Origin of the sequence: Brucella haematophila (assembly GCF_005938105.1) — a bacterium.
In the GTDB taxonomy this organism is placed as follows: Bacteria; Pseudomonadota; Alphaproteobacteria; order Rhizobiales; family Rhizobiaceae; genus Brucella; species Brucella haematophila.
Map to the genome: position 1 here is coordinate 134,172 of NZ_VCPE01000014.1, position 18,811 is coordinate 152,982.

Consider the following 18,811-nt stretch of genomic DNA (forward strand, 5'->3'; position numbering starts at 1 on the left):
ATAGCAGCAGCGGGGCACATGACCATGACGGTCCTGTGCATATCCCGTATGCCATTTTCAGCTGTTCCCGATTCAGATGATTTCGGTGCGGGCAATACCGATGCCGAAACCTTCGAGACCGACATAGTGACGCTCGCGCGATGCCAGCAGCACGATGGAGGTGATGCCCAGATCCTTGAGGATCTGCGCGCCAAGACCGATCTGACGCCATTCTTCCTCGCGGGCGCGGGCTTCCGCATGGCTTTCATGCTCGGCCTGCAGATTATCGCGGGCGCGTGCGTCGTGATGATCGGCGCGAACACCGACCGAGCCTTCACGCAGATAGACCAGAACGCCGCGGCCTTCCTTGCCCATGCGCTCCATGATTGCGTCCAGATTGCTGCCGCCCTTGCCGAAAACATCGTTCAGCACGTCTTCGCGATGCAGGCGCACAGGCACTTCCTCGCCGTCGCGAATATCGCCGAAGACCACAGCCACGTGCTGCATCGGCTCCCACGGCAGTTCGTAAGTATAGGCATGGGCATTGCCTGCGCAGGTCTTGATTGCCGCATCGCCGACACGCTTGACCAGCGTTTCCTTGCGCTGGCGATAGGCGATGAGATCGGCCACCGTCACGCGGTGCAGCGTGTGCTTTTCGGCAAAGGCCTTCACATCGGGGCCGCGCATGACCGAGCCGTCATCATTGACCAGTTCGCAGATCACGCCAATCGGCGGCAAGTTGGCAAGCTTGCAGAGATCGACGGCGGCTTCCGTATGGCCCGAACGCATCAGCACGCCGCCTTCGCGCGCGATCAGCGGGAAAATATGGCCGGGGCGCACGAAATCGTCCGGACCAGCATTCGGATTGGCCAGATTGCGCGCCGTCAGCGTGCGGTCTTCCGCAGAAATGCCGGTGGTCGTGCCATGGCGATAATCGACCGTGACCGTAAAAGCGGTGGTGTGGGCGGATTCATTCTCCGCCACCATCGGCGCGAGATTGAGACGCCTGGCTTCGTCGCGGGGCATGGGCGTGCAGACGATGCCCGATGTGTGACGCACGATGAAGGCCATCTTTTCCGGCGTGCAATGCACGGCAGCAACGATCAGATCGCCTTCGTTCTCGCGGCCGTCATCGTCCATGACGACGACAATCTCGCCGCGCTCAAATGCGCGCAATGCATCCACAACCTGCTTCTGATTATAGCTCATCGACATACACCCCTGTTAAATCCGTCCCGTTTGGCCGCGGTGGCGCAGATAATGATCCGCGATGGCGCAAGCGACCATGGCTTCGCCAATCGGCACGGCGCGGATGCCAACGCATGGGTCGTGGCGTCCCTTGGTCATCACGTCCACTTCCTTGCCATCCTTGTCGATAGAGCGGCGCGGCGTCAAAATAGAAGAGGTCGGCTTGACCGCAAAACGCGCCACCACCGGCGCACCGGTGGCGATGCCGCCCAGAATACCGCCGGCATGGTTGGACAGGAATAGCGGCGTGCCGTCATTGCCCATCCGCATTTCGTCGGCATTTTCCTCGCCGGTCAGGCGCGCAGCTTCAAAGCCATTGCCGATTTCCACGCCCTTCACGGCGTTGATCGACATCAGCAGGCTGGCGATATCCTGATCAAGCTTGCCATAGATCGGCGCGCCAATACCGGCAGGCACACCCTCAGCCACGATCTCGATGACCGCGCCGACCGACGATCCGCTCTTGCGGATGCCATCGAGATAATCCGCAAACAGTTCGACCGAACCTGCATCCGGCGAGAAGAAAGGATTGTTGTCGACTTCCGACCAGTTCCAGCGGCGACGGTCGATGCCGTGAATACCCATGGCCACCAGCGCACCTTTGACTTCCAGCCCCGGCACGATCTTGCGCGCAATAGCGCCAGCCGCCACGCGGGCCGCTGTTTCGCGCGCTGACGAGCGGCCGCCGCCACGATAATCGCGAATGCCGTATTTGACGTCATAGGTGTAATCGGCATGGCCCGGACGGTACTGGCGGGCAATCTCGCCATAATCCTTGGAACGCTGATCCGTGTTTTCGATCATCATCGAAATCGGCGTGCCGGTGGAAGTCATGGTCACGCCATCTTCGCCCAGAAGAACGCCCGACAGCACGCGCACCTGATCCGGCTCGCGGCGCTGGGTGGTGTATTTGGATTGACCCGGTTTGCGCTTGTCGAGATAGGACTGAATTTCGGCTTCGGTGAAGGTGATGCCGGGTGGGCAACCATCCACGACGCAACCCAGCGCGAGACCGTGGCTTTCGCCCCAGGTGGTTACGCGGAACAAATGACCGAAACTATTATGAGACATGCGCGACGCCTGACTAAAATGACCCTGGGATGCCCCGGAGGCAAACCCTGACGGGCAGGATACCAGCTACTTTATCGGGCGTTTTATTGAGCTTTTCCGGATCGGTCAAATCATGGCCATCATCGACCTGAAATTTCCTTCGGTTCATCCCGATCCGGTATTTTTTTTGACACATTCGGTACGCTACATTGAGGGCAACAAAGCGCAAGCCGCTAATGAACAAATGACGACGTCGTGTCGATTCGCCCAGGCGATGCCTTCACCGGGACACGGCAATGCAAATGGGCGAGAAAGCGGGCAAAAGGAGCGGAAAACCATGCAGTATCTGGTCGGATTGATCCTCATTCTCGCCTCGCTGTTTTCAACAGTCGCAATGGCGGATGATGCCGAGGGCAAGATCACGTCCATCAACAAGGACAGCGAAACGCTTTCGCTCGATGATGGCAAGACCTACAAATTGCCCGGCGAGTTCGATTACAGCGCCATCAACAAGGGCATGAAGGTCCTCATCATCTACGATATGGTGGACAATACCCGCTTCATCACCGACATTCAGGAAGCGCCGTAAGCGTTGACTATCGGCAGTTCGCAGGTTTAACGAGCGGCTGAAAAGCCGCTCTTTTCATGGGTTAAACCAGCCGCTGCGCACCACACGCGCCCAATCCGGACGCCCTGCCTTCTCGGCAAGTGCCACCATGCGCGATGTGTCGTAAGGAACGCTGCGCATCGTCACCAGCCAGCCGGACGGACCTTCCTCTATCACGGCATAGGACGCATTGGGATTGCCGGTTTGCACGACATGCGGGCGCGGTTGATCATCGTCATAACCGGGGCAACCGACACTCCCGGGATTGACCAGCAGGCTGCCATCGCTCAGGCGCAAAATGCGCGGCATATGCGTGTGCCCGCACAGCAGCAGCGACGCGGAAATGTCCTCTGCTTCTGCTTCAATCGCCGCCCGTGATTGCAAGACGACGTCGCCATTTTCGGTCACAGTCTCGATCCAGTAGCGCGTGTCACTCGTCGGCGTGGCGTGGCAGGCGAAAATGCGACCATCGGCCAGAGTTCGCGTTGCGGGCAAGGCGCGCAACCATTCCAGATGCGTTTCGTCGATCTGCTCCCGCGCCGCACGGTCTGAACGCCCCATCTCGTCAATGGACTGTTCGACCAGCCAGCGATCATGGTTGCCGCGAAGGGAAATCATATCGCGGGCGATCAGCATGTCGGCTGTTTCGCGTGCAGCGAGCGGGCCGCTCAGATGGTCGCCGAGATTGATGATGGTCTCGATGCGCTGTGCGTCAATATCGGTAAGCACCGCCGCCAGCGCATCGCTGTTGCCATGAATATCCGCAATGACGGCAAAGTGTTTGAACGGCATAAAGCAACCCTTCGCTATATGAGCGCAATTCTGCCGCCGATCATAGCCGCCATCAGCGGCTTGTCACACCCATTCGAGCTTGCCGTTTTCGAACTTCAGAATTTTGTCCTGCGGGATCGAGAGATTGGCCGCTTCATGGCCGTCCACATCGCCGTAGAGATAGAACAGCGTGCGGATGCAGCCACCATGGGTCACGCAGACGGTCGGCCATTCCACGGCTTCCACCCAGCGGCCAATGCGCTGCGAAAGGCCCATATAGCTTTCGGCAGTGGTGCCCGGCGGCACGAAATTCCACTTATCGCGGGCGCGCGCTTCGATGAGATCGTTCCGGTCCTTGGCAATGTCTTCCATCATGAAGCCCTGCCAGTCGCCGAAATTCACTTCCATCAGCTGCGGGTCGGTGCGGAAATCATACGGATCAAGGCCCATGCGCAAGCGGATGCGCTCCATCGTCTCACGCGTGCGGCGCAGCGGACTTGCCACGAAATCGAAGCCCGCACCGTCGCCGATCAGCGCTTTCAGCATATCGCCGTTGCGGTCAGCCTGCGTGCGTCCATGGGCATTAATGTCGATATCGAGCTGCCCCTGAATGCGCTGCGAAACATTCCAGTCCGTTTCGCCATGACGCGAAAAGTAGATGATCTCCCGGGCCAAAGCCTTACCTCTAAAGCGTTGCCAGTCGAAAACGATTGTCGAAACCGTGCCGACTGTTCTTCTCTAAAACAGGGATAACTTTCCCAGCGTGGGAAAGACAAAGAAAAATCCCGAAAAGCGTGTCAACTTTTCGGGATTTCAGAAGGGTCGTATCAGTCCTTGACGACTGAAATGTCCGGCGCGTCGACGGCTTTCATGCCGATGACGTGGTAACCGCTATCGGCATGGTGCACTTCACCCGTCACCGAACGCGACAGGTCGGAGAGGAAGTAAAGGCCGACATCGCCCACTTCTTCAATCGTCACGGTGCGGCGCAGCGGCGCGTTATATTCGTTCCACTTCAGAATATAGCGGAAGTCGCCAATGCCCGAAGCGGCCAGCGTCTTGATCGGGCCAGCCGAAATCGCGTTGACGCGGATGTTCTGCGGGCCGAGATCGACGGCGAGATACTTCACGCTTGCTTCGAGTGCGGCCTTGGCAACGCCCATGACGTTGTAATTCGGCATGACCTTTTCCGCGCCATAATAGGTCAGCGTCAGGATCGAGCCGCCATCGGCCATCAGCTTTTCCGCGCGGCGGGCAACCGCCGTCAGCGAATAAACCGAAATCAGCATCGTGTTGGTGAAGTTGGCTTCCGACGTATCAAGGTAACGGCCGGTCAGTTCATCCTTGTCGGAGAAACCGATGGCGTGCACCAGAAAGTCGATCTTGCCCCACTTCTTCTCAAGCGCATCAAAAACAGCGTCGATGCTTGCGGCATCTGCCACGTCGCAATGACCGGCAACGAAAGCGCCAAGCTCTTCAGCCAGCGGCTCGACGCGCTTCTTCAATGCATCGCCCTGATAGGTGAATGCGAGCTCTGCGCCGGCATCGCGGGCGGCCTTGGCAATGCCCCAGGCGATGGAGCGGTTGTTGGCCACGCCCAGAATCAATCCACGCTTGCCCTGCAACAAACCTGACTGTGCGGTCATTAAGGGTCCTCATTGAAAAATAATAAACTTGTTGCCCTATCGCACAGGCTTGCATCACCTTCAAGCAATTGCAGCGAAAAAGCCGGGCATTGTCACCTTACTGCCGCAAAGCTACAACACCCGGCCTGCATTTTGGCCTGCGTGACCACAGAAAAACAGTTCTGATCGATTAAAAAGCAATTCAATCGATCAGAATCGCAACAACCCTGGTTGTTCAGGTCTATTCGCTCCCAGCAGCTTCCCGCTCCGGGAAGACATGAATCAGCCTTCCCGGCGCTTCTTCAGGAACTCTTCCAGTTCCGCGTCGCCGCCATCCGGCAGCATGATGCGGATATGCACATAAAGGTCGCCGCGCCCGCCAGCTTTCAGCGGCAGGCCCTTTTCCTTCAGGCGCAACACCCGGTCCGAACTCGACCAGGCCGGAATTTTCACCGCGATACGCCCGTCCAGCGTCTCGACTTCTTCCTTGCCGCCCAGTGCTGCATCGCTGAGATTGACCGGCAGGTCCACATGCACATCACGCCCTTCAAGGCGGAAGCGCGGATGCGGCTTGAAGCGGATCGTCACCAGCGCGTCGCCCGGCGTTCCACCCATCAGCGGTTCGCCCTGCCCTTTCAGGCGGATGGTCTGGCCATCCTCGACATATTTCGGCAGCTTGATCTTGAGGTGCTTGCCATTCGGGAAAATGGCCTCGACCTTTTCCGCGCCTGCCGCCTGCGACAGGGTCACGTCGATGGATGCGGTCAGATCCTCACCCTTGGCATTGCCAGCGGCGCGGCCACGCGGACGCCCGCCACCGCCGAAGGCGCTGCCGAACAGATCATTCAGAATATCTTCCGCGCCGCCAAAGCCTGCGCCCTGATGGCCACCGGGGCCGGAACGGAATTCGAAATGGCTGTTGCCGCCGCCCTGACGAAAACCGGCAAACGGGTCGCCATGCGCGCCGCCGAAGCCCTGCCCGCCCTGGAAACCCTGAAACAGGGGCTTGCCTTTCGCGTCGATCTCGCCGCGGTCGAACTGGCCCCGTTTGTCCTTGTCGCCGACAATTTCATAGGCCTGATTAATTTCCGCAAAGCGCTCCTGCGCCTTCGGATCATCCTGGTTCTGATCCGGATGGTGCTTTTTGGCCAGCTTGCGAAAGGCCGATTTTATTTCTTCGGGCTTCGCCGTTTTGGCGACGCCCAGCACGCTATAGGGATCGCGCATATAGTTCCTCATTCAGGAAAATGACTGTGAAGTCAGTGGTAAGACTCATTGAGCCTAATATGCGCATGAGGGAAGAAAAGTTCCAGTCTGTACAGACTATAGGCTGCGCTTATTGTCAGATCTCTCAGATCGGTGCAAATGCCGTGACGGTCCATTGGCCGCCACGCTGCATGCAGGTTTCGCCGCGATAGATGGAAACACCGTCAAAAGCCTCACGCGAGGTTTCGAATTCGCGGCAGAGCTGGTCGTTCTTGTTGCTTTCGGCAATCGCCGTGATCGTGCCCTGGCTGCCGGTATTCGGATTGGCCCATGGAACCGGCTTCTTGCCCCATTGCGTGAAATTCAGTGCCGAAACCACACTCTGAACCGCAGATTGATCGGAGAGCTTGCCGGAATCCGTCTCGGCCGGCTGCTTGACCGAACCGGTAATGGTCGTCGAATCAGGCACGGCCTTGTCGATGCTGACGCCGCCCATCGCACAACCGGCGAGAGAAAACATGGTCATGCCGAGCACGACATTGCGCAAGGCCGCAGCATAATCAACGGCAAAGCCAATATGTTTCTGATGGCAGGCAGTTCCAGCGGCCAAACGCTACTTCCTCAAATTTACACGCTATGGATGCAGCGATTATGGCGGCAGTGGGTTAACAAGCGATGAGGTGGCAAGGTAAACAAATCCATACCAATGCACAACAGTAACTCTGTGGGTTTCGACAGCCGACTGCCAGAAAAATGGTCCTCCATTTTTACGGTGCGGCATAAGCAATCATCGCGACCTCCATCCTGTCTGGAGGTGGACAAGACGCGTTTTATGGACGAAGCTCGCGCCAGCTTTCAGGTCGGGATTCCCTTTCCGGCCAAACCTCATTCGAGAATAGTGGAAATGACCAGCTCAAGCGACGATTTCACCCTGTCCTCCCATCCTTTCAAGCTCTTTGCAGAATGGCTGGCCGATGCAGGCAAGACCGAACCGAACGATCCCAACGCCGTGGCGCTTGCGACCGTCGATCCCGACGGACTGCCGAATGTGCGCATGGTGCTGCTGAAGGATTTCGACGAGCAGGGCTTTGTCTTCTACACCAATTATGAAAGCAAGAAGGGGCAGGAAATCCTGTCCGCTGAAAAGGCTGCAATGTGCTTTCACTGGAAAACGCTGCGCCGCCAGGTGCGCGTGCGCGGCCCCGTCGAAAAGGTCAGCGACGTCGAAGCCGACGCCTATTACGCGTCGCGCCCGCGCGGCAGCCGCATCGGTGCATGGGCGTCGAAACAGTCGCGCCCGCTGGAAAGCCGGTTCGCGCTGGAAAAATCCGTTGCGGAATATACCGCGAAATATGCCATCGGCGACATTCCACGCCCGCCCTACTGGTCGGGTTTCCGCATTCGTCCGGTTTCGATCGAGTTCTGGCACGACCGCCCGTTCCGTCTGCACGACCGCGTCTTGTTCACCCGGCCCGACCCGGAAGGTGACTGGAACAAGGACCGGCTTTATCCGTAAGGGAAAAGAAAAAGGCCGCTTACGAGAGCGGCCTTTTTTATGAGTTACACAATCGGCTTGATCGCCACCCAGAGGCTGCCGAAAACGAGGCCAAGGAAGATCAGCCAGCCGACGATATTGTTCGACTTGAACAGTTTCAGGCACTGGTCGGGATTGTCGATATCGAGCACGATGATCTGGCGATAGAGATGCACGCCAGCGGCCAACAATCCGGCCAGTGCGGGCATCGGCACCTGCGCCATGGCAAAGGCGGCGGCAAAGAAGCCGATAGCGCCACCATAAAGGACCATCAGCGCAGTCTTGGTGTGTTTGCCGAACAGGCGCGCCGTCGAGCGAACGCCGACCAACGCATCATCTTCCTTGTCCTGATGCGCATAGATCGTATCGTAGCCGATGGTCCACAGGATCGCGCCGATATAGAGCAGCACCGGCGGCAAGGAGAGCGATCCCTCGACCGCAGCCCAGCCCATCAGCGCGCCCCATGAAAAGGCAAGACCCAGCACGAATTGCGGCCAGTCGGTAATGCGCTTCATGAACGGATAGGCCGCGACAATCAGCAGCGAGAAAATACCGAGCGCAATCGAAAACCAGTTGAATTGCAGCACCACCACAAGCCCGACCAGCGCTTGCAGCACGAGAAAGGCCTTGGCCTGACCACGCGTCACCTGCCCGGCAGGCAGCGGACGCGACCGGGTGCGATCCACCTGATCGTCAATATCCTGATCGACAAGGTCGTTATAGGTACAGCCCGCGCCGCGCATGGCGATAGCACCGACGAGAAACAGGAGCAGGTGCCAGATCGAAGGCATGACCGACCACGCACCGTCGCCCGGATGCGCACCTGCGCCCGCCACCAGTGCCGCCGACCACCAGCACGGCCACAACAGAAGCTGCCAGCCAATCGGACGGTCCCAGCGCGCAAGCTGCGCATAGGGCCACAATCCCTGCGGCAACAACTTATAGACCCAATGGCCCGACGGAGCGTCCTTTACACGTCCTTGCGCATTGCGTGACTGAATCGATCCGTGTAGTTCGGGCTGTGACATGGCGAAATCCTTGATATATGCAGCCATCACTATAACCCCGACGAAGACGGAGCAAGCAATGAGAGTTCTTTTAATCGGTTCTGGCGGTCGTGAACATGCTCTGGCCTGGAAACTGGCCGCTTCTCCGTCACTGACAAAACTCTATTGCGCGCCGGGCAATCCCGGCATCGCGGAAGCTGCCGAACTGGTCGATATCGATGTCAGCGACCACAAGGCCGTCATTGCCTTTGCCAAGGAAAACGCCATCGATCTGGTCATCGTCGGACCGGAAGCGCCGCTGGTCGCAGGCCTTGCCGACGATCTGCGCGCCGAGAACATTCGCGTTTTCGGCCCATCCAAGGCCGCAGCCCAGCTTGAAGGCTCCAAAGGTTTCACCAAGGATCTCTGCGCCCGCTTCGATATTCCGACCGGATCCTATGGCCGCTTCAACAATGCGCCAAAGGCCAAGGCCTATATCCGCCAGCAGGGCGCGCCCATCGTGGTCAAGGCCGATGGTCTCGCCGCAGGCAAAGGCGTGGTCGTCGCCATGACGCTCGATGAAGCACTCGATGCCGTCGATGCATGCTTCGAAGGCGCATTCGGTTCTGCCGGTGCCGAGGTGGTGGTGGAAGAATTTCTGGACGGCGAAGAAGCAAGCTTCTTCTGCATCTGCGACGGCAAGACCGCTGTGCAGCTCGGCTCGGCGCAGGACCACAAGCGCGTCGGCGACGGCGACACCGGCCCCAATACGGGCGGCATGGGCGCCTATGCACCAGCGCCGGTCATGACGCCGGAAATCGTCGAGCGCACCATGCGCGAACTGATCGAACCCACCATGCGGGGCATGGCGGAAATCGGCGCGCCCTTCTCCGGCATTCTGTTCCTCGGCCTGATGATCGGCAAGGACGGCCCGAAGCTGATCGAATACAACACCCGTTTCGGCGACCCGGAATGCCAGGTGCTGATGATGCGCCTCAACAGCGACCTGCTGGCGCTGATCAACGCCGCCGTCGACGGCAAGCTGGATCAGATTTCGCTGGACTGGAAAAACGATCCGGCGCTGACCATCGTCATGGCTGCGGAAGGCTATCCGACCAATGTGAAGAAGGGCAGCGTCATTCGCGGTCTCGACGCGCTTGACGGCATCGACGGCGTCAAGGTTTTCCATGCGGGCACGGCAGAGAAAGACGGGCAGCTGGTCGCCAACGGCGGTCGCGTGCTGAACGTGACTGCCGTGGGCAAAACCGTCGCCGAAGCGCAGGCCAAGGCTTATGACGCCATCAAGAAGATCGACTGGCCGGAAGGTTTCTATCGCTCCGATATCGGCTGGCGCGCTGTGGAACGTGAACGTTCCGGCAAATAGCCAATACAACGCAATCGCGGCCTAAACCGCACAGGGCGCGGTTGCGGATTCTTATGCTGTATGGACGCGGTTGCGTCCGGCTTTCTTCGCCTGATAGAGCGCGCCGTCAGCACGGCGCATGGTCTCGTAGAGGCTCTCTTGTTCTATCTGTTCCGCCACGCCGAAACTGGCCGTCGGGCCCCAGTCCTCTGCCTTGCCCTCAAAGCGCAGACCACTCAGCGTTTCACGTAGATTTTGCGCCAGCGCCTGCGCCGACGCCAGTTCCGCATCGGGGATGAAGACGACAAACTCCTCGCCGCCCATGCGTGCCGCGACCGCCGTCTTGGGCAGATGGTTTTTCAGAAGTTTGCCAAAGGCTGCGATCACCCGATCTCCGCCGTCATGACCATAGGTGTCATTGACGCGCTTGAAGAAATCCAGATCGCTCATGATCACCGAATAACGAATGCGGTCGCCCTTGCGCGCCAGCACACGCGAGACATGGCGGTCAAAGCCGCGCCGGTTATAAATCTCTGACAGCGGATCGACTTCCGACTGCTCGCTCGCCTCGCCCACCATGTGCGAAACCGTGCTCAAGAGCAGCAGCAGGCCCCGCGCCACCTGCACGAAAACACCCACCGACAACGACACGATCACATGCAAACTGTCCGACTGGTCCTGCGTCCGCGTGTCAGTGCCGGGCCAGCCGACAAGGAAGACGCGGGCGAAATAATGAATGCAGCTCAAAACCGCCAGCGCCATCAGCAGCTTGTCCACCACACGCGGCATGCCGGATTGGTGAATGACGCGGATCATCATCAACTGCGCGAGGAAAAGCGGCAGCTGATAGAGCATGCGATAGGGCAGCGACGTCTTCGGCAGGTCAAAGATCAGCAGATTGCAGACAATGGCTGCGAGAAAAAATATGCCGAGCAGCCGCCAGTCTGTCTTCTGCCGATAGGTATTCTGCAAGCCGACAATGGTCGCGAAAAACACCGACATCACCAATGCAAAGGAAATGAAGCTCGGCAGGCGTGGATTGGCAGCAATGGGGATCCAGTAGCTGACAATCGCGCCAAGTGCTGCACAAATGGAGGCGATGGTGAACCAGCGCGGCGCGGCATAGTTCTTTTCCTGAATGGAAACAAAGGCGAATATCAGAACGAAGACGCAAGCCGCCGTCAGATTGGCTGTCAGAAAAAACGGAACAAGCGTCATATGCAAAACACCCTCAAACATTCCAAACTTCTAATACAATGCAGCAAAGATTCAGTTAAGCGCGGCAATCGGCAGGCCTTGTTCTGCACCTCTTGGTGCGGCCCGCATTGCCTTTTGATACGGACACCTCTTTCTGTCGCAAAATAACTTGAAATTTTTTCTACAAGCCTGTCGATTTAGCCATTCGCCGTTCGTCGTATAGCCGAAACGGTCGAAGCGGCTCGCATTTTGACGACATCGCCGGAACCGCTTCAGAACTTTGTTTTACGCGCATCCTGTCCGAAAACCGCTTCACATTTTTCGGGCTGCGCTTCAGGAGGAAGACCAATGCGTTTCATGATGTTGATGATACCCGGTGGCTATGCGACGGCAGCACCCGACGCCATGCCCAGCGCGGAAGCGGTGGAAGCCATGATGAAGTATAATGAGGAGCTGAAAAAGGCTGGCGTTCTGCTGACGCTGGATGGTCTGCACCCGCCCGCGACTGGCGCGCGTGTCAGCTTCAAGGGCGGCAAGCCCAGCGTCGTTGACGGCCCCTTTGCCGAAGTCAAGGAAGTGCTCGGCGGCTACTGGATGATCGACGTGCGTTCCCGCGATGAAGCCATCGAATGGGCGCGCCGCTGCCCGGCCTCGGAAAATGACATTATTGAAGTCCGTCGTGTTCAGGAGATGAGCGACTTTCCCGAAGATGTGCAAAAGGCCGCCGAAGGCTTCGGCGATCTCAAGGGGTGACGACAGACGCCACCATAGAGGCGGTCTGGCGGATCGAGCAGACAAGGCTCACCGCCAGACTGGCGCGTATGCTGCGCGATATCGGCCTTGCCGAAGAGATCGCGCAGGATGCCTTTGTGCTGGCTCTGGAACGCTGGCGACAGGACGGCATACCGCGCAACCCCGCCGCCTGGCTGATGCAGGTGGCGAAGAACCGCGCACTCGATCGATTGCGCCGCACCACGCTGATCGACAGCAAGCACCGCGAACTGGCGATCGACCTCACGGAACTGGAACAGGCCGACCCCGACATCGAAGCCAAGCTTGATGAAGACATTGACGATGACCTGTTGCGGCTGATCTTTACAGCCTGCCATCCCGCGCTGCCCGCCGAGCAGCGTGTGGCGCTGGCCTTGCGGCTCTTGGGCGGCCTGTCGACGCCGGAAGTGGCGCGTGCCTTTCTCGTGCCGGAAGCTACCGTGGCGCAACGCATCGTGCGCGCCAAACGGACCTTGCGCGAAACGGCAGCCGCCTTCGAAACGCCGCAGGGCGACGAGCGGCAGCAGCGTCTCGCCGCCGTGCTGGAGGTGGTCTATCTCATTTTCAACGAGGGCTATGTGGCAAGTGAAGGCGCGCACTGGCTGCGTGCCGATCTTTGCCATGAAGCCCTGCGCCTCGGGCGCTCGCTTGCCGCATTGATGCCAAACGAGCCTGAAATCCACGGCCTTGCCGCCCTTATGGAATTGCAGGCATCGCGCTTTGCCGCCCGCACCGACAAGGCCGGAAACCCGATCCTGCTGCTGGATCAGGATCGCAGCCGCTGGGACTGGTCGCAGATTAGGCGCGGCCTCGACGGCCTGAACCGCGCCATGGCCCTCACCCCAACGCCCGGTGCCTATCAACTTCAGGCGATGATCGCATCCTGTCATGCGCGCGTCGCCACTGCCGCCGAGACCGACTGGATCGTCATTGCCGCCTATTATCAGGCGCTGGCGCTCGTTGCGCCCTCGCCCATTGTCGAAGTGAACCGCGCTGTGGCTGTCGGTATGGTTTTTGGCCCCATGCAGGGATTGGCCATTGTCGATGCGCTTGCCGACGAACCGCGCCTGAAAGACTCGCATCTGCTGCCGACCGTGCGCGGCGATCTTCTGGAAAAACTTGGGCGAAGTGCGGAAGCCAGCGCAGAATTTCGCCGGGCAGCCGAACTGACGGACAATGCGCGCGAACGCACCCTGCTTCTCGCTCGCGCCAAAGCAATATAAAAGCGCCGGAAAATATTGACGTTTACGTAATAAGCCGGTAGCTCTTGTCATGAAGAAGACTGATACTCCCTCTGCCCGCTGGTAGATCGGAGACCGGGGTTTCCGAGGAGGAGCCTCGATGAGCACGATGTGGAGGAAAGATGTATCGCGCGCCGGTTTCTGAAATTTCCCATACGCTGATGAAAGTTGCGGGGCTTGAGAAAGCGCTGGAAGACAACCGCTTTCCCGAATTTTCCGCCGATCTGGCCGAAGCCATTCTCGAAGAAGCCGGAAGATTTGCAGCCGAGCGCGTCGAGCCGCTGCGCATTTCCGGCGACCGCAACGGCGCTACCGTCAAGGACGGTGTCGTCACCACCGCCCCGGGCTGGAAAGACCTTTACCGCGACTGGATCGCAGGCGGCTGGAACTCGCTAACCGGCACGCCGGATTATGGCGGTCAGGGCCTGCCGACCATGATGTCGGTCGCCGTCAGCGAAATGTGGAATTCCGGCACGCTTGCATTTGCCATTGCGCCGACGCTGACCATGGGTGCTGTCGAAGCGCTGGAAAAGCATGCCTCCAAGGAATTGAAGGATATCTATCTCGAAAAGCTCATTTCCGGCGAGTGGATGGGCACGATGAACCTGACCGAACCGCAGGCCGGCTCCGACCTTGGCGCCTTGCGCAGCCGCGCCGAACGCAGCAATGATGGCACCTATCGCATTTTCGGCCAGAAGATTTTCATCACCTATGGCGAGCATGACCTGACCGACAATATCGTGCATCTGGTGCTGGCCCGCCTGCCCGATGCGCCTGCGGGCACCAAAGGCATTTCGCTGTTTCTCGTGCCGAAATTCCTCGTCAATGCGGATGGTTCGCTCGGCCGCCGCAATGATTTGTTCTGCTCTGGCCTTGAACACAAGCTGGGCATTCACGCCTCACCGACCTGCACCATGATCTATGGCGACGGCTTCGTGAAGGGCGAGGAACAGGGCGCGGTCGGCTATCTGATCGGCGAAGAAAATCGCGGCCTCGCCTGCATGTTCACCATGATGAACAATGCCCGCCTGCTGGTCGGCATTCAGGGCGTCGGCGTTGCGGAAGCCGCCTATCAACAGGCGCTTAATTACGCGAAGGAACGCAAGCAGGGCCGCGCTATCGGTGCGAACCCCAAGGAGGGCATGAGCCCGATCATCGAGCATCCTGATGTGCAGCGCATGCTTTTGACCATGAAAGCGCTGACGCAGGCCGCCCGCTCCATCACCTATGCTTGCGCCCATGCCATCGACATGAGCCATGTGACCGAAGGCGCAGACAAGCAGCATTGGGGCGACCGCGCCGGTCTCCTCACGCCGCTGGCCAAAAGTTTCTCGACGGATGTCGGTGTCGATGTCGCGTCGCTCGGCGTGCAGATTCATGGCGGGATGGGCTTCATCGAGGAAACCGGCGCGGCACAGTTGTTGCGCGATGCCCGCATCACGCCGATTTACGAAGGCACCAACGGCATTCAGGCCATCGATCTGGTGATGCGCAAGCTGCCGCTCGACAATGGCGAGCATATCAAGGGCTTCCTAAACGAATTGCAGCAGGATGCCGATAAGGCCGCCGCATCCAATCGCCCGGAACTGGGCGAAACCGGCGCACGTCTTGCAAAGGCATTGACCGAAGCACGCGAAGCGACCGACTGGCTGCAAAAGACCGTTGCCGAAGGTGGCGCAGAGGCAGCGCTTGCCGGTGCAACGCCTTATCAGCGCCTTCTGTCGCTCGTTTCCGGCGGCGCTTATCTGGCGCGCGCGGCGCTTGCGGGCGACGATAATGGACGCGCTGTTCTCTGCCGTTTCTTCGCCGAGAACATGCTGGCCGAAGTATCGTCGCTGAAAGACACCGTCATCACCGGCGCAGCCAGCCTTGCTGCCGCCAAATCCGCGCTGGAGGCTTGAGCGTGAGCGAACATATTCTCGTTGAACGTCGCGATGCGGTGCAGATTATCCGGCTGAACCGGGCCGACAAGAAAAACGCCATCACCCGCGCCATGTATGCCACCATGGCCAAAGCACTGAAGGATGGCGATGCCGATGATGCAGTGCGCGTCCATGTTTTCCTTGGCGTGCCGGGCGCGTTTTCATCCGGCAACGACATGCAGGACTTCATGGCTGCGGCCGCAGGCGGCGGCGATCTGGGCAAGGATATTCTGGATTTTCTCTATGCCCTGTCGAGCACCAAAAAGCCGGTCGTCTCAGGCGTTGATGGCCTCGCGATTGGCGTCGGTACAACGATCCATCTTCATTGCGACCTGACATTTGCAGCGTCGCACGCTTTGTTCCGCACGCCATTCGTCGATCTCGGTCTGGTGCCGGAAGCCGGTTCCAGCCTGCTCGCGCCGCCGCTGATGGGGCATCAGAAGGCCTTTGCCCTTCTGGCGCTCGGCCATGGTTTCAGTTCGGAAGCCGCCCTTGAAGCGGGTATCGTCTATAAAATCGTGGAAAGCGGAGAGCTGGAATCGGAAGTGCTGAAGGCAGCGGAAGAAATCGCCGCCAAGCCACCGGAAGCCATGCAGATCGCCCGCTCACTGATGCGCTTGCCAGCTGAAAACATTGCGGACCGTATTGCGCGGGAAGCGAAACTTTTCGGCGAACGCCTGACCTCCAGCGAAGCGCGTGAGGCCATCATGGCCTTTCTCAGCCGCAAGAAGTAGAGCGGTTCCGGTTAAAACGGAATCGTGGAACCGCTCTATCTATTTGTTTTTACGCATTATCCTACGCAAAACCGCTACGCACTTTTGCTGGAAATGCTCTAGATCCCGGTTCTGATCGATAAAAAAGAACCCGGATGGGGAAACCCATCCGGGTGGCTTTGTCTGGAGGTCAGCCAATTAATTTAGCTTCGTAAGAAGCAGTTTCTCAAAGCTAGCGGCAGAATGGGTCAAGATCGTGATCACACGAGAATGTGAACCGTCCGGGTAATGCACCGCCTCTAGTCAGCTCAATTGCGAGCGATGATTTCCTTGCCTTCGATCACCAGACGGACGCCCAGCGTGCCAGCCTTGCGGCGTGCGAGGAAGCGCGGGCGGCGACGGCGTGTCTCGTGTCCCTGACGGCGAGCCTGCGGCTGGCCGGTGCGAACCGGGCCAGTGCTTTCGTAAAGCGGACGGGCAACGCCGTCTTCTTCCACCAGCATCATCGGCAGGTTGAACGCAGCCGCCCAGGCGCGCCAGTCGGCGGCGACATCGGTCAGATCATGCGCTACCAGAAGCGGCACGGAAAGCTGCGGGTCCTGATGCATCAGTTCCAGCGTGACGGTGATTTCGCCATACTCGTCTTCGACAGCACGGGCCACGACACCGACAAACGCATGGATCGGCAGTGCAATCGACATGGGCAGGCCGCTCGACGGCAGAACCTGCCGGATGACCGCGCCACGCTCGTTGATGGTGAAGGTGACGTCAGTATTGCCGTCATGCGATGCGTAGCTCACCACCTGCGGAAAGTGAAACGGATCGAGCCGCAGTTCACGGCCTGCCCAGTCTGGCTTCAGTCCCTTGCTCATCATTGTCAACGCCTCTGTCTCTCTGTCTCTTTCGAGAGCCGGTTATTCCAGCTTCTCTTTGATTGGGCTTTCTGCCCTCGTTGAGATGGAGAATAGACCGCGTTTGTTACCGGCGGCCTTAAGGAGTTGGGTTAACTTTTCCCTGCTTTTTCCTTTGGTTATCAGAATGCAACCAGGTGTAAGAATTCAGAAATTCTTCCTAATATGCGTTTACCGATAGCAAAACGGGCGGAGAAACCGCCCGTCATGCAAATTGCAATTCTGTTTGTTTTACAGCGTCTTGCCGGGGTTCATAATCCCCGCCGGATCAAAGGCCGTCTTGATGCGGCGCATCAGATCGAGCGCAAATGGCTGTTTGAAATGCGCAAGCTCATCGCGTTTCAGACGGCCGATGCCATGCTCGGCTGAAATCGATCCCCTGTAACTTGCAACAATTGTGTGGATACGATGATTGAGCGCGCCCCAATGGGAGAGGAATTCCTGTTTGTCGGCGCCAACCGGCTGCGACACGTTATAATGCAGGTTGCCATCGCCAATATGGCCGAAGCAGACAATACGTGCGCCGGGGATCATTTCCAGCGTCGCGGCATTGGCTTCGCGGATAAAGGCGGGAATGGATGAAACAGGCACGGAAATATCGTGCTTGATCGAGCCGCCCTCCGGCTTTTGCGCCCAGGACATTTCCTCGCGCATTTTCCAGAAGGACTGCGCCTGCGCGACACTTTCTGCAATCGCCGCATCCTGAAGAATATCCGCTTCAAAGGCTTCGTGCAGAATGGTTTCCAGCGTGGTGCGCGCATCTTCTTCCGAGCGCGTGGAGGAGATATCGATCAGCACATACCAGTCATGCGGGCTTTCCAGCGGATCGCGCGCTCCATCGACATGGCGCACGGTGAACTCGACCCCGACACGCGGCATCAGCTCAAACCCGGTAAGTGACGGGCCTGCATGTTCGGTCGCAAGCTGGAACAGGCGCAGCGCATCTTCCGGGCTGCGCATTCCGGCATAGGCCACGCCCTTGCCCTTCGGCTGCGGGAAGATTTTCAGCACAGCCGCCGTGATGACGCCAAGCGTGCCTTCGGAACCCACGAACAGGTCTTTCAGGTCGTAGCCGGTATTGTCTTTCTTCACATAGCGGAGGTCATCCAGAATTTCGCCGGTTGGCAAAACCACTTCGAGACCGAGGCAAAGCTCGCGCATATTGCCATAGGCGAGCACTGCGGTGCCGCCTGCATTGGAGCCAAGATTACCGCCAATCTGGCAAGAACCTTCCGCACCCAGTGACAGCGGGAACAGACGCCCCGCCTTCTCGGTCGCGTCCTGAAGGTTTTTCAGGATGACGCCTGCCTCGACGGTCACTAGATTGCCGACCGTGTCGAGCGCGCGGATCTTGTTCATACGGCCAAGGGCCAGCACAATTGTCGTGCCGCTCTCATCCGGCGTCTGCGCGCCGACAAGGCCCGTATTGCCGCCCTGCGGCACAACCGGCGTTTTCGTTTCGCTGGCAAGCTTCATGATCGCCGCGACTTCCTGCGTCGAACCCGGGCGCAGCACCAGCGGTGAATTGCCTTTATAAAGATCGCGTTGCTCGATCAGATAAGGCGCAATGTCTTCCGGCGCGGTGAACGCGTTCTTTTCACCCACGATAGCGGCAAAACGTTCGATCAATCCGGTGTCCATATTGGTCCCTTGAGCTTTGTTTTCACGCATTATCCCACGCAAAACC

18 protein-coding genes are annotated in these 18,811 nt (G+C 58.8%); 7 read left to right on the top strand and 11 right to left on the bottom strand.

Going from position 1 to position 18,811, the window contains the following annotated elements; all coding sequences use genetic code 11:
- Positions 1-72: 72 nt before the first annotated feature.
- Positions 73-1,188: a 3,4-dihydroxy-2-butanone-4-phosphate synthase gene (ribB, locus tag FGI60_RS19600; protein ID WP_138786601.1), complete on the bottom strand. Its 1,116-nt coding sequence runs from the start codon at positions 1,186-1,188 to the stop codon at positions 73-75.
- A gap of 15 nt (positions 1,189-1,203) precedes the next feature.
- Positions 1,204-2,298: a chorismate synthase gene (gene aroC / locus FGI60_RS19605; RefSeq protein ID WP_138786602.1), complete on the bottom strand. Its 1,095-nt coding sequence runs from the start codon at positions 2,296-2,298 to the stop codon at positions 1,204-1,206.
- Positions 2,299-2,614: 316 nt separating this feature from the next.
- On the opposite strand from aroC, the gene FGI60_RS19610 reads away from it, so the two are divergent.
- Entirely contained in the window at positions 2,615-2,866 is a 252-nt protein-coding gene (locus tag FGI60_RS19610; RefSeq protein WP_078338126.1) for a DUF1344 domain-containing protein, read from the top strand.
- Between the two features lie 54 nt (positions 2,867-2,920).
- Here FGI60_RS19610 and FGI60_RS19615 read toward each other — a convergent pair whose 3' ends face one another.
- The 5 genes from FGI60_RS19615 to FGI60_RS19635 all read right to left on the bottom strand — a co-directional run bounded on the left by FGI60_RS19615 (position 2,921) and on the right by FGI60_RS19635 (position 7,063).
- Positions 2,921-3,676 carry a metallophosphoesterase family protein gene (locus tag FGI60_RS19615; protein ID WP_138786603.1) on the bottom strand — a complete coding sequence of 252 codons (756 nt, stop codon included), beginning with the start codon at positions 3,674-3,676 and terminating at the stop codon, positions 2,921-2,923.
- A 63-nt stretch (positions 3,677-3,739) separates the two neighbouring features.
- A complete protein-coding gene (locus tag FGI60_RS19620; protein ID WP_078338027.1) occupies positions 3,740-4,330 on the bottom strand; it encodes a histidine phosphatase family protein in 591 nt (196 codons plus the stop codon).
- Between the two features lie 152 nt (positions 4,331-4,482).
- The gene (fabI, locus tag FGI60_RS19625; RefSeq protein WP_109368447.1) at positions 4,483-5,301 is read right to left on the bottom strand and encodes an enoyl-ACP reductase FabI; all 819 of its coding nucleotides are present in this window, start codon (positions 5,299-5,301) and stop codon (positions 4,483-4,485) included.
- A 261-nt stretch (positions 5,302-5,562) separates the two neighbouring features.
- Positions 5,563-6,507, bottom strand: a complete 945-nt coding sequence (locus tag FGI60_RS19630; protein ID WP_138786604.1) for a DnaJ C-terminal domain-containing protein — start codon at positions 6,505-6,507, stop codon at positions 5,563-5,565.
- A gap of 124 nt (positions 6,508-6,631) precedes the next feature.
- Positions 6,632-7,063: an RT0821/Lpp0805 family surface protein gene (locus FGI60_RS19635; RefSeq protein WP_318282836.1), complete on the bottom strand. Its 432-nt coding sequence runs from the start codon at positions 7,061-7,063 to the stop codon at positions 6,632-6,634.
- A gap of 327 nt (positions 7,064-7,390) precedes the next feature.
- On the opposite strand from FGI60_RS19635, the gene pdxH reads away from it, so the two are divergent.
- Positions 7,391-8,002, top strand: a complete 612-nt coding sequence (gene pdxH, locus FGI60_RS19640) for a pyridoxamine 5'-phosphate oxidase (protein WP_138786605.1) — start codon at positions 7,391-7,393, stop codon at positions 8,000-8,002.
- Positions 8,003-8,046: 44 nt separating this feature from the next.
- On the opposite strand, the gene ubiA is transcribed toward pdxH, so the two are convergent.
- Entirely contained in the window at positions 8,047-9,048 is a 1,002-nt protein-coding gene (gene ubiA, locus FGI60_RS19645) for a 4-hydroxybenzoate octaprenyltransferase (RefSeq protein WP_138786643.1), read from the bottom strand.
- Between the two features lie 58 nt (positions 9,049-9,106).
- Between ubiA and purD the strand changes: the two genes are divergently transcribed.
- Positions 9,107-10,390, top strand: coding sequence for a phosphoribosylamine--glycine ligase (purD, locus tag FGI60_RS19650; protein ID WP_138786606.1), 1,284 nt, complete (start codon positions 9,107-9,109; stop codon positions 10,388-10,390).
- 51 nt (positions 10,391-10,441) lie between these two features.
- Here the strand turns inward: purD and FGI60_RS19655 are convergent, their stop codons facing one another.
- Positions 10,442-11,587, bottom strand: a complete 1,146-nt coding sequence (locus FGI60_RS19655; protein WP_138786644.1) for a GGDEF domain-containing protein — start codon at positions 11,585-11,587, stop codon at positions 10,442-10,444.
- A 327-nt stretch (positions 11,588-11,914) separates the two neighbouring features.
- Between FGI60_RS19655 and FGI60_RS19660 the strand changes: the two genes are divergently transcribed.
- From FGI60_RS19660 to FGI60_RS19675, 4 genes are all read left to right on the top strand, one after another.
- Entirely contained in the window at positions 11,915-12,319 is a 405-nt protein-coding gene (locus FGI60_RS19660) for a YciI family protein (RefSeq protein WP_078338022.1), read from the top strand.
- Positions 12,316-13,560, top strand: a complete 1,245-nt coding sequence (locus tag FGI60_RS19665) for an RNA polymerase sigma factor (protein ID WP_138786607.1) — start codon at positions 12,316-12,318, stop codon at positions 13,558-13,560. The genes FGI60_RS19660 and FGI60_RS19665 overlap by 4 nt, the downstream gene beginning before the upstream one ends.
- A gap of 140 nt (positions 13,561-13,700) precedes the next feature.
- A complete protein-coding gene (locus FGI60_RS19670) occupies positions 13,701-15,479 on the top strand; it encodes an acyl-CoA dehydrogenase (protein ID WP_138786608.1) in 1,779 nt (592 codons plus the stop codon).
- Between the two features lie 2 nt (positions 15,480-15,481).
- A complete protein-coding gene (locus FGI60_RS19675) occupies positions 15,482-16,234 on the top strand; it encodes a crotonase/enoyl-CoA hydratase family protein (protein WP_138786609.1) in 753 nt (250 codons plus the stop codon).
- A gap of 287 nt (positions 16,235-16,521) precedes the next feature.
- On the opposite strand, the gene FGI60_RS19680 is transcribed toward FGI60_RS19675, so the two are convergent.
- Positions 16,522-17,088 carry a DUF6101 family protein gene (locus tag FGI60_RS19680; protein WP_078338019.1) on the bottom strand — a complete coding sequence of 189 codons (567 nt, stop codon included), beginning with the start codon at positions 17,086-17,088 and terminating at the stop codon, positions 16,522-16,524.
- 267 nt (positions 17,089-17,355) lie between these two features.
- Positions 17,356-18,765: an FAD-binding oxidoreductase gene (locus FGI60_RS19690; protein ID WP_138786611.1), complete on the bottom strand. Its 1,410-nt coding sequence runs from the start codon at positions 18,763-18,765 to the stop codon at positions 17,356-17,358.
- Positions 18,766-18,811: the final 46 nt, after the last annotated feature.

Bases quoted from the DNA above. Each gene is read 5' to 3' on its own strand.
- ribB (WP_138786601.1), bottom strand. From the start codon at position 1,188: ATGAGCTATAATCAGAAGCAGGTTGTGGATGCATTGCGCGCATTTGAG.
- aroC (WP_138786602.1), bottom strand. From the start codon at position 2,298: ATGTCTCATAATAGTTTCGGTCATTTGTTCCGCGTAACCACCTGGGGC.
- FGI60_RS19610 (WP_078338126.1), top strand. From the start codon at position 2,615: ATGCAGTATCTGGTCGGATTGATCCTCATTCTCGCCTCGCTGTTTTCA.
- FGI60_RS19615 (WP_138786603.1), bottom strand. From the start codon at position 3,676: ATGCCGTTCAAACACTTTGCCGTCATTGCGGATATTCATGGCAACAGC.
- fabI (WP_109368447.1), bottom strand. From the start codon at position 5,301: ATGACCGCACAGTCAGGTTTGTTGCAGGGCAAGCGTGGATTGATTCTG.
- FGI60_RS19630 (WP_138786604.1), bottom strand. From the start codon at position 6,507: ATGCGCGATCCCTATAGCGTGCTGGGCGTCGCCAAAACGGCGAAGCCC.
- pdxH (WP_138786605.1), top strand. From the start codon at position 7,391: ATGACCAGCTCAAGCGACGATTTCACCCTGTCCTCCCATCCTTTCAAG.
- ubiA (WP_138786643.1), bottom strand. From the start codon at position 9,048: ATGTCACAGCCCGAACTACACGGATCGATTCAGTCACGCAATGCGCAA.
- purD (WP_138786606.1), top strand. From the start codon at position 9,107: ATGAGAGTTCTTTTAATCGGTTCTGGCGGTCGTGAACATGCTCTGGCC.
- FGI60_RS19655 (WP_138786644.1), bottom strand. From the start codon at position 11,587: ATGACGCTTGTTCCGTTTTTTCTGACAGCCAATCTGACGGCGGCTTGC.
- FGI60_RS19660 (WP_078338022.1), top strand. From the start codon at position 11,915: ATGCGTTTCATGATGTTGATGATACCCGGTGGCTATGCGACGGCAGCA.
- FGI60_RS19670 (WP_138786608.1), top strand. From the start codon at position 13,701: ATGTATCGCGCGCCGGTTTCTGAAATTTCCCATACGCTGATGAAAGTT.
- FGI60_RS19680 (WP_078338019.1), bottom strand. From the start codon at position 17,088: ATGATGAGCAAGGGACTGAAGCCAGACTGGGCAGGCCGTGAACTGCGG.
- FGI60_RS19690 (WP_138786611.1), bottom strand. From the start codon at position 18,765: ATGGACACCGGATTGATCGAACGTTTTGCCGCTATCGTGGGTGAAAAG.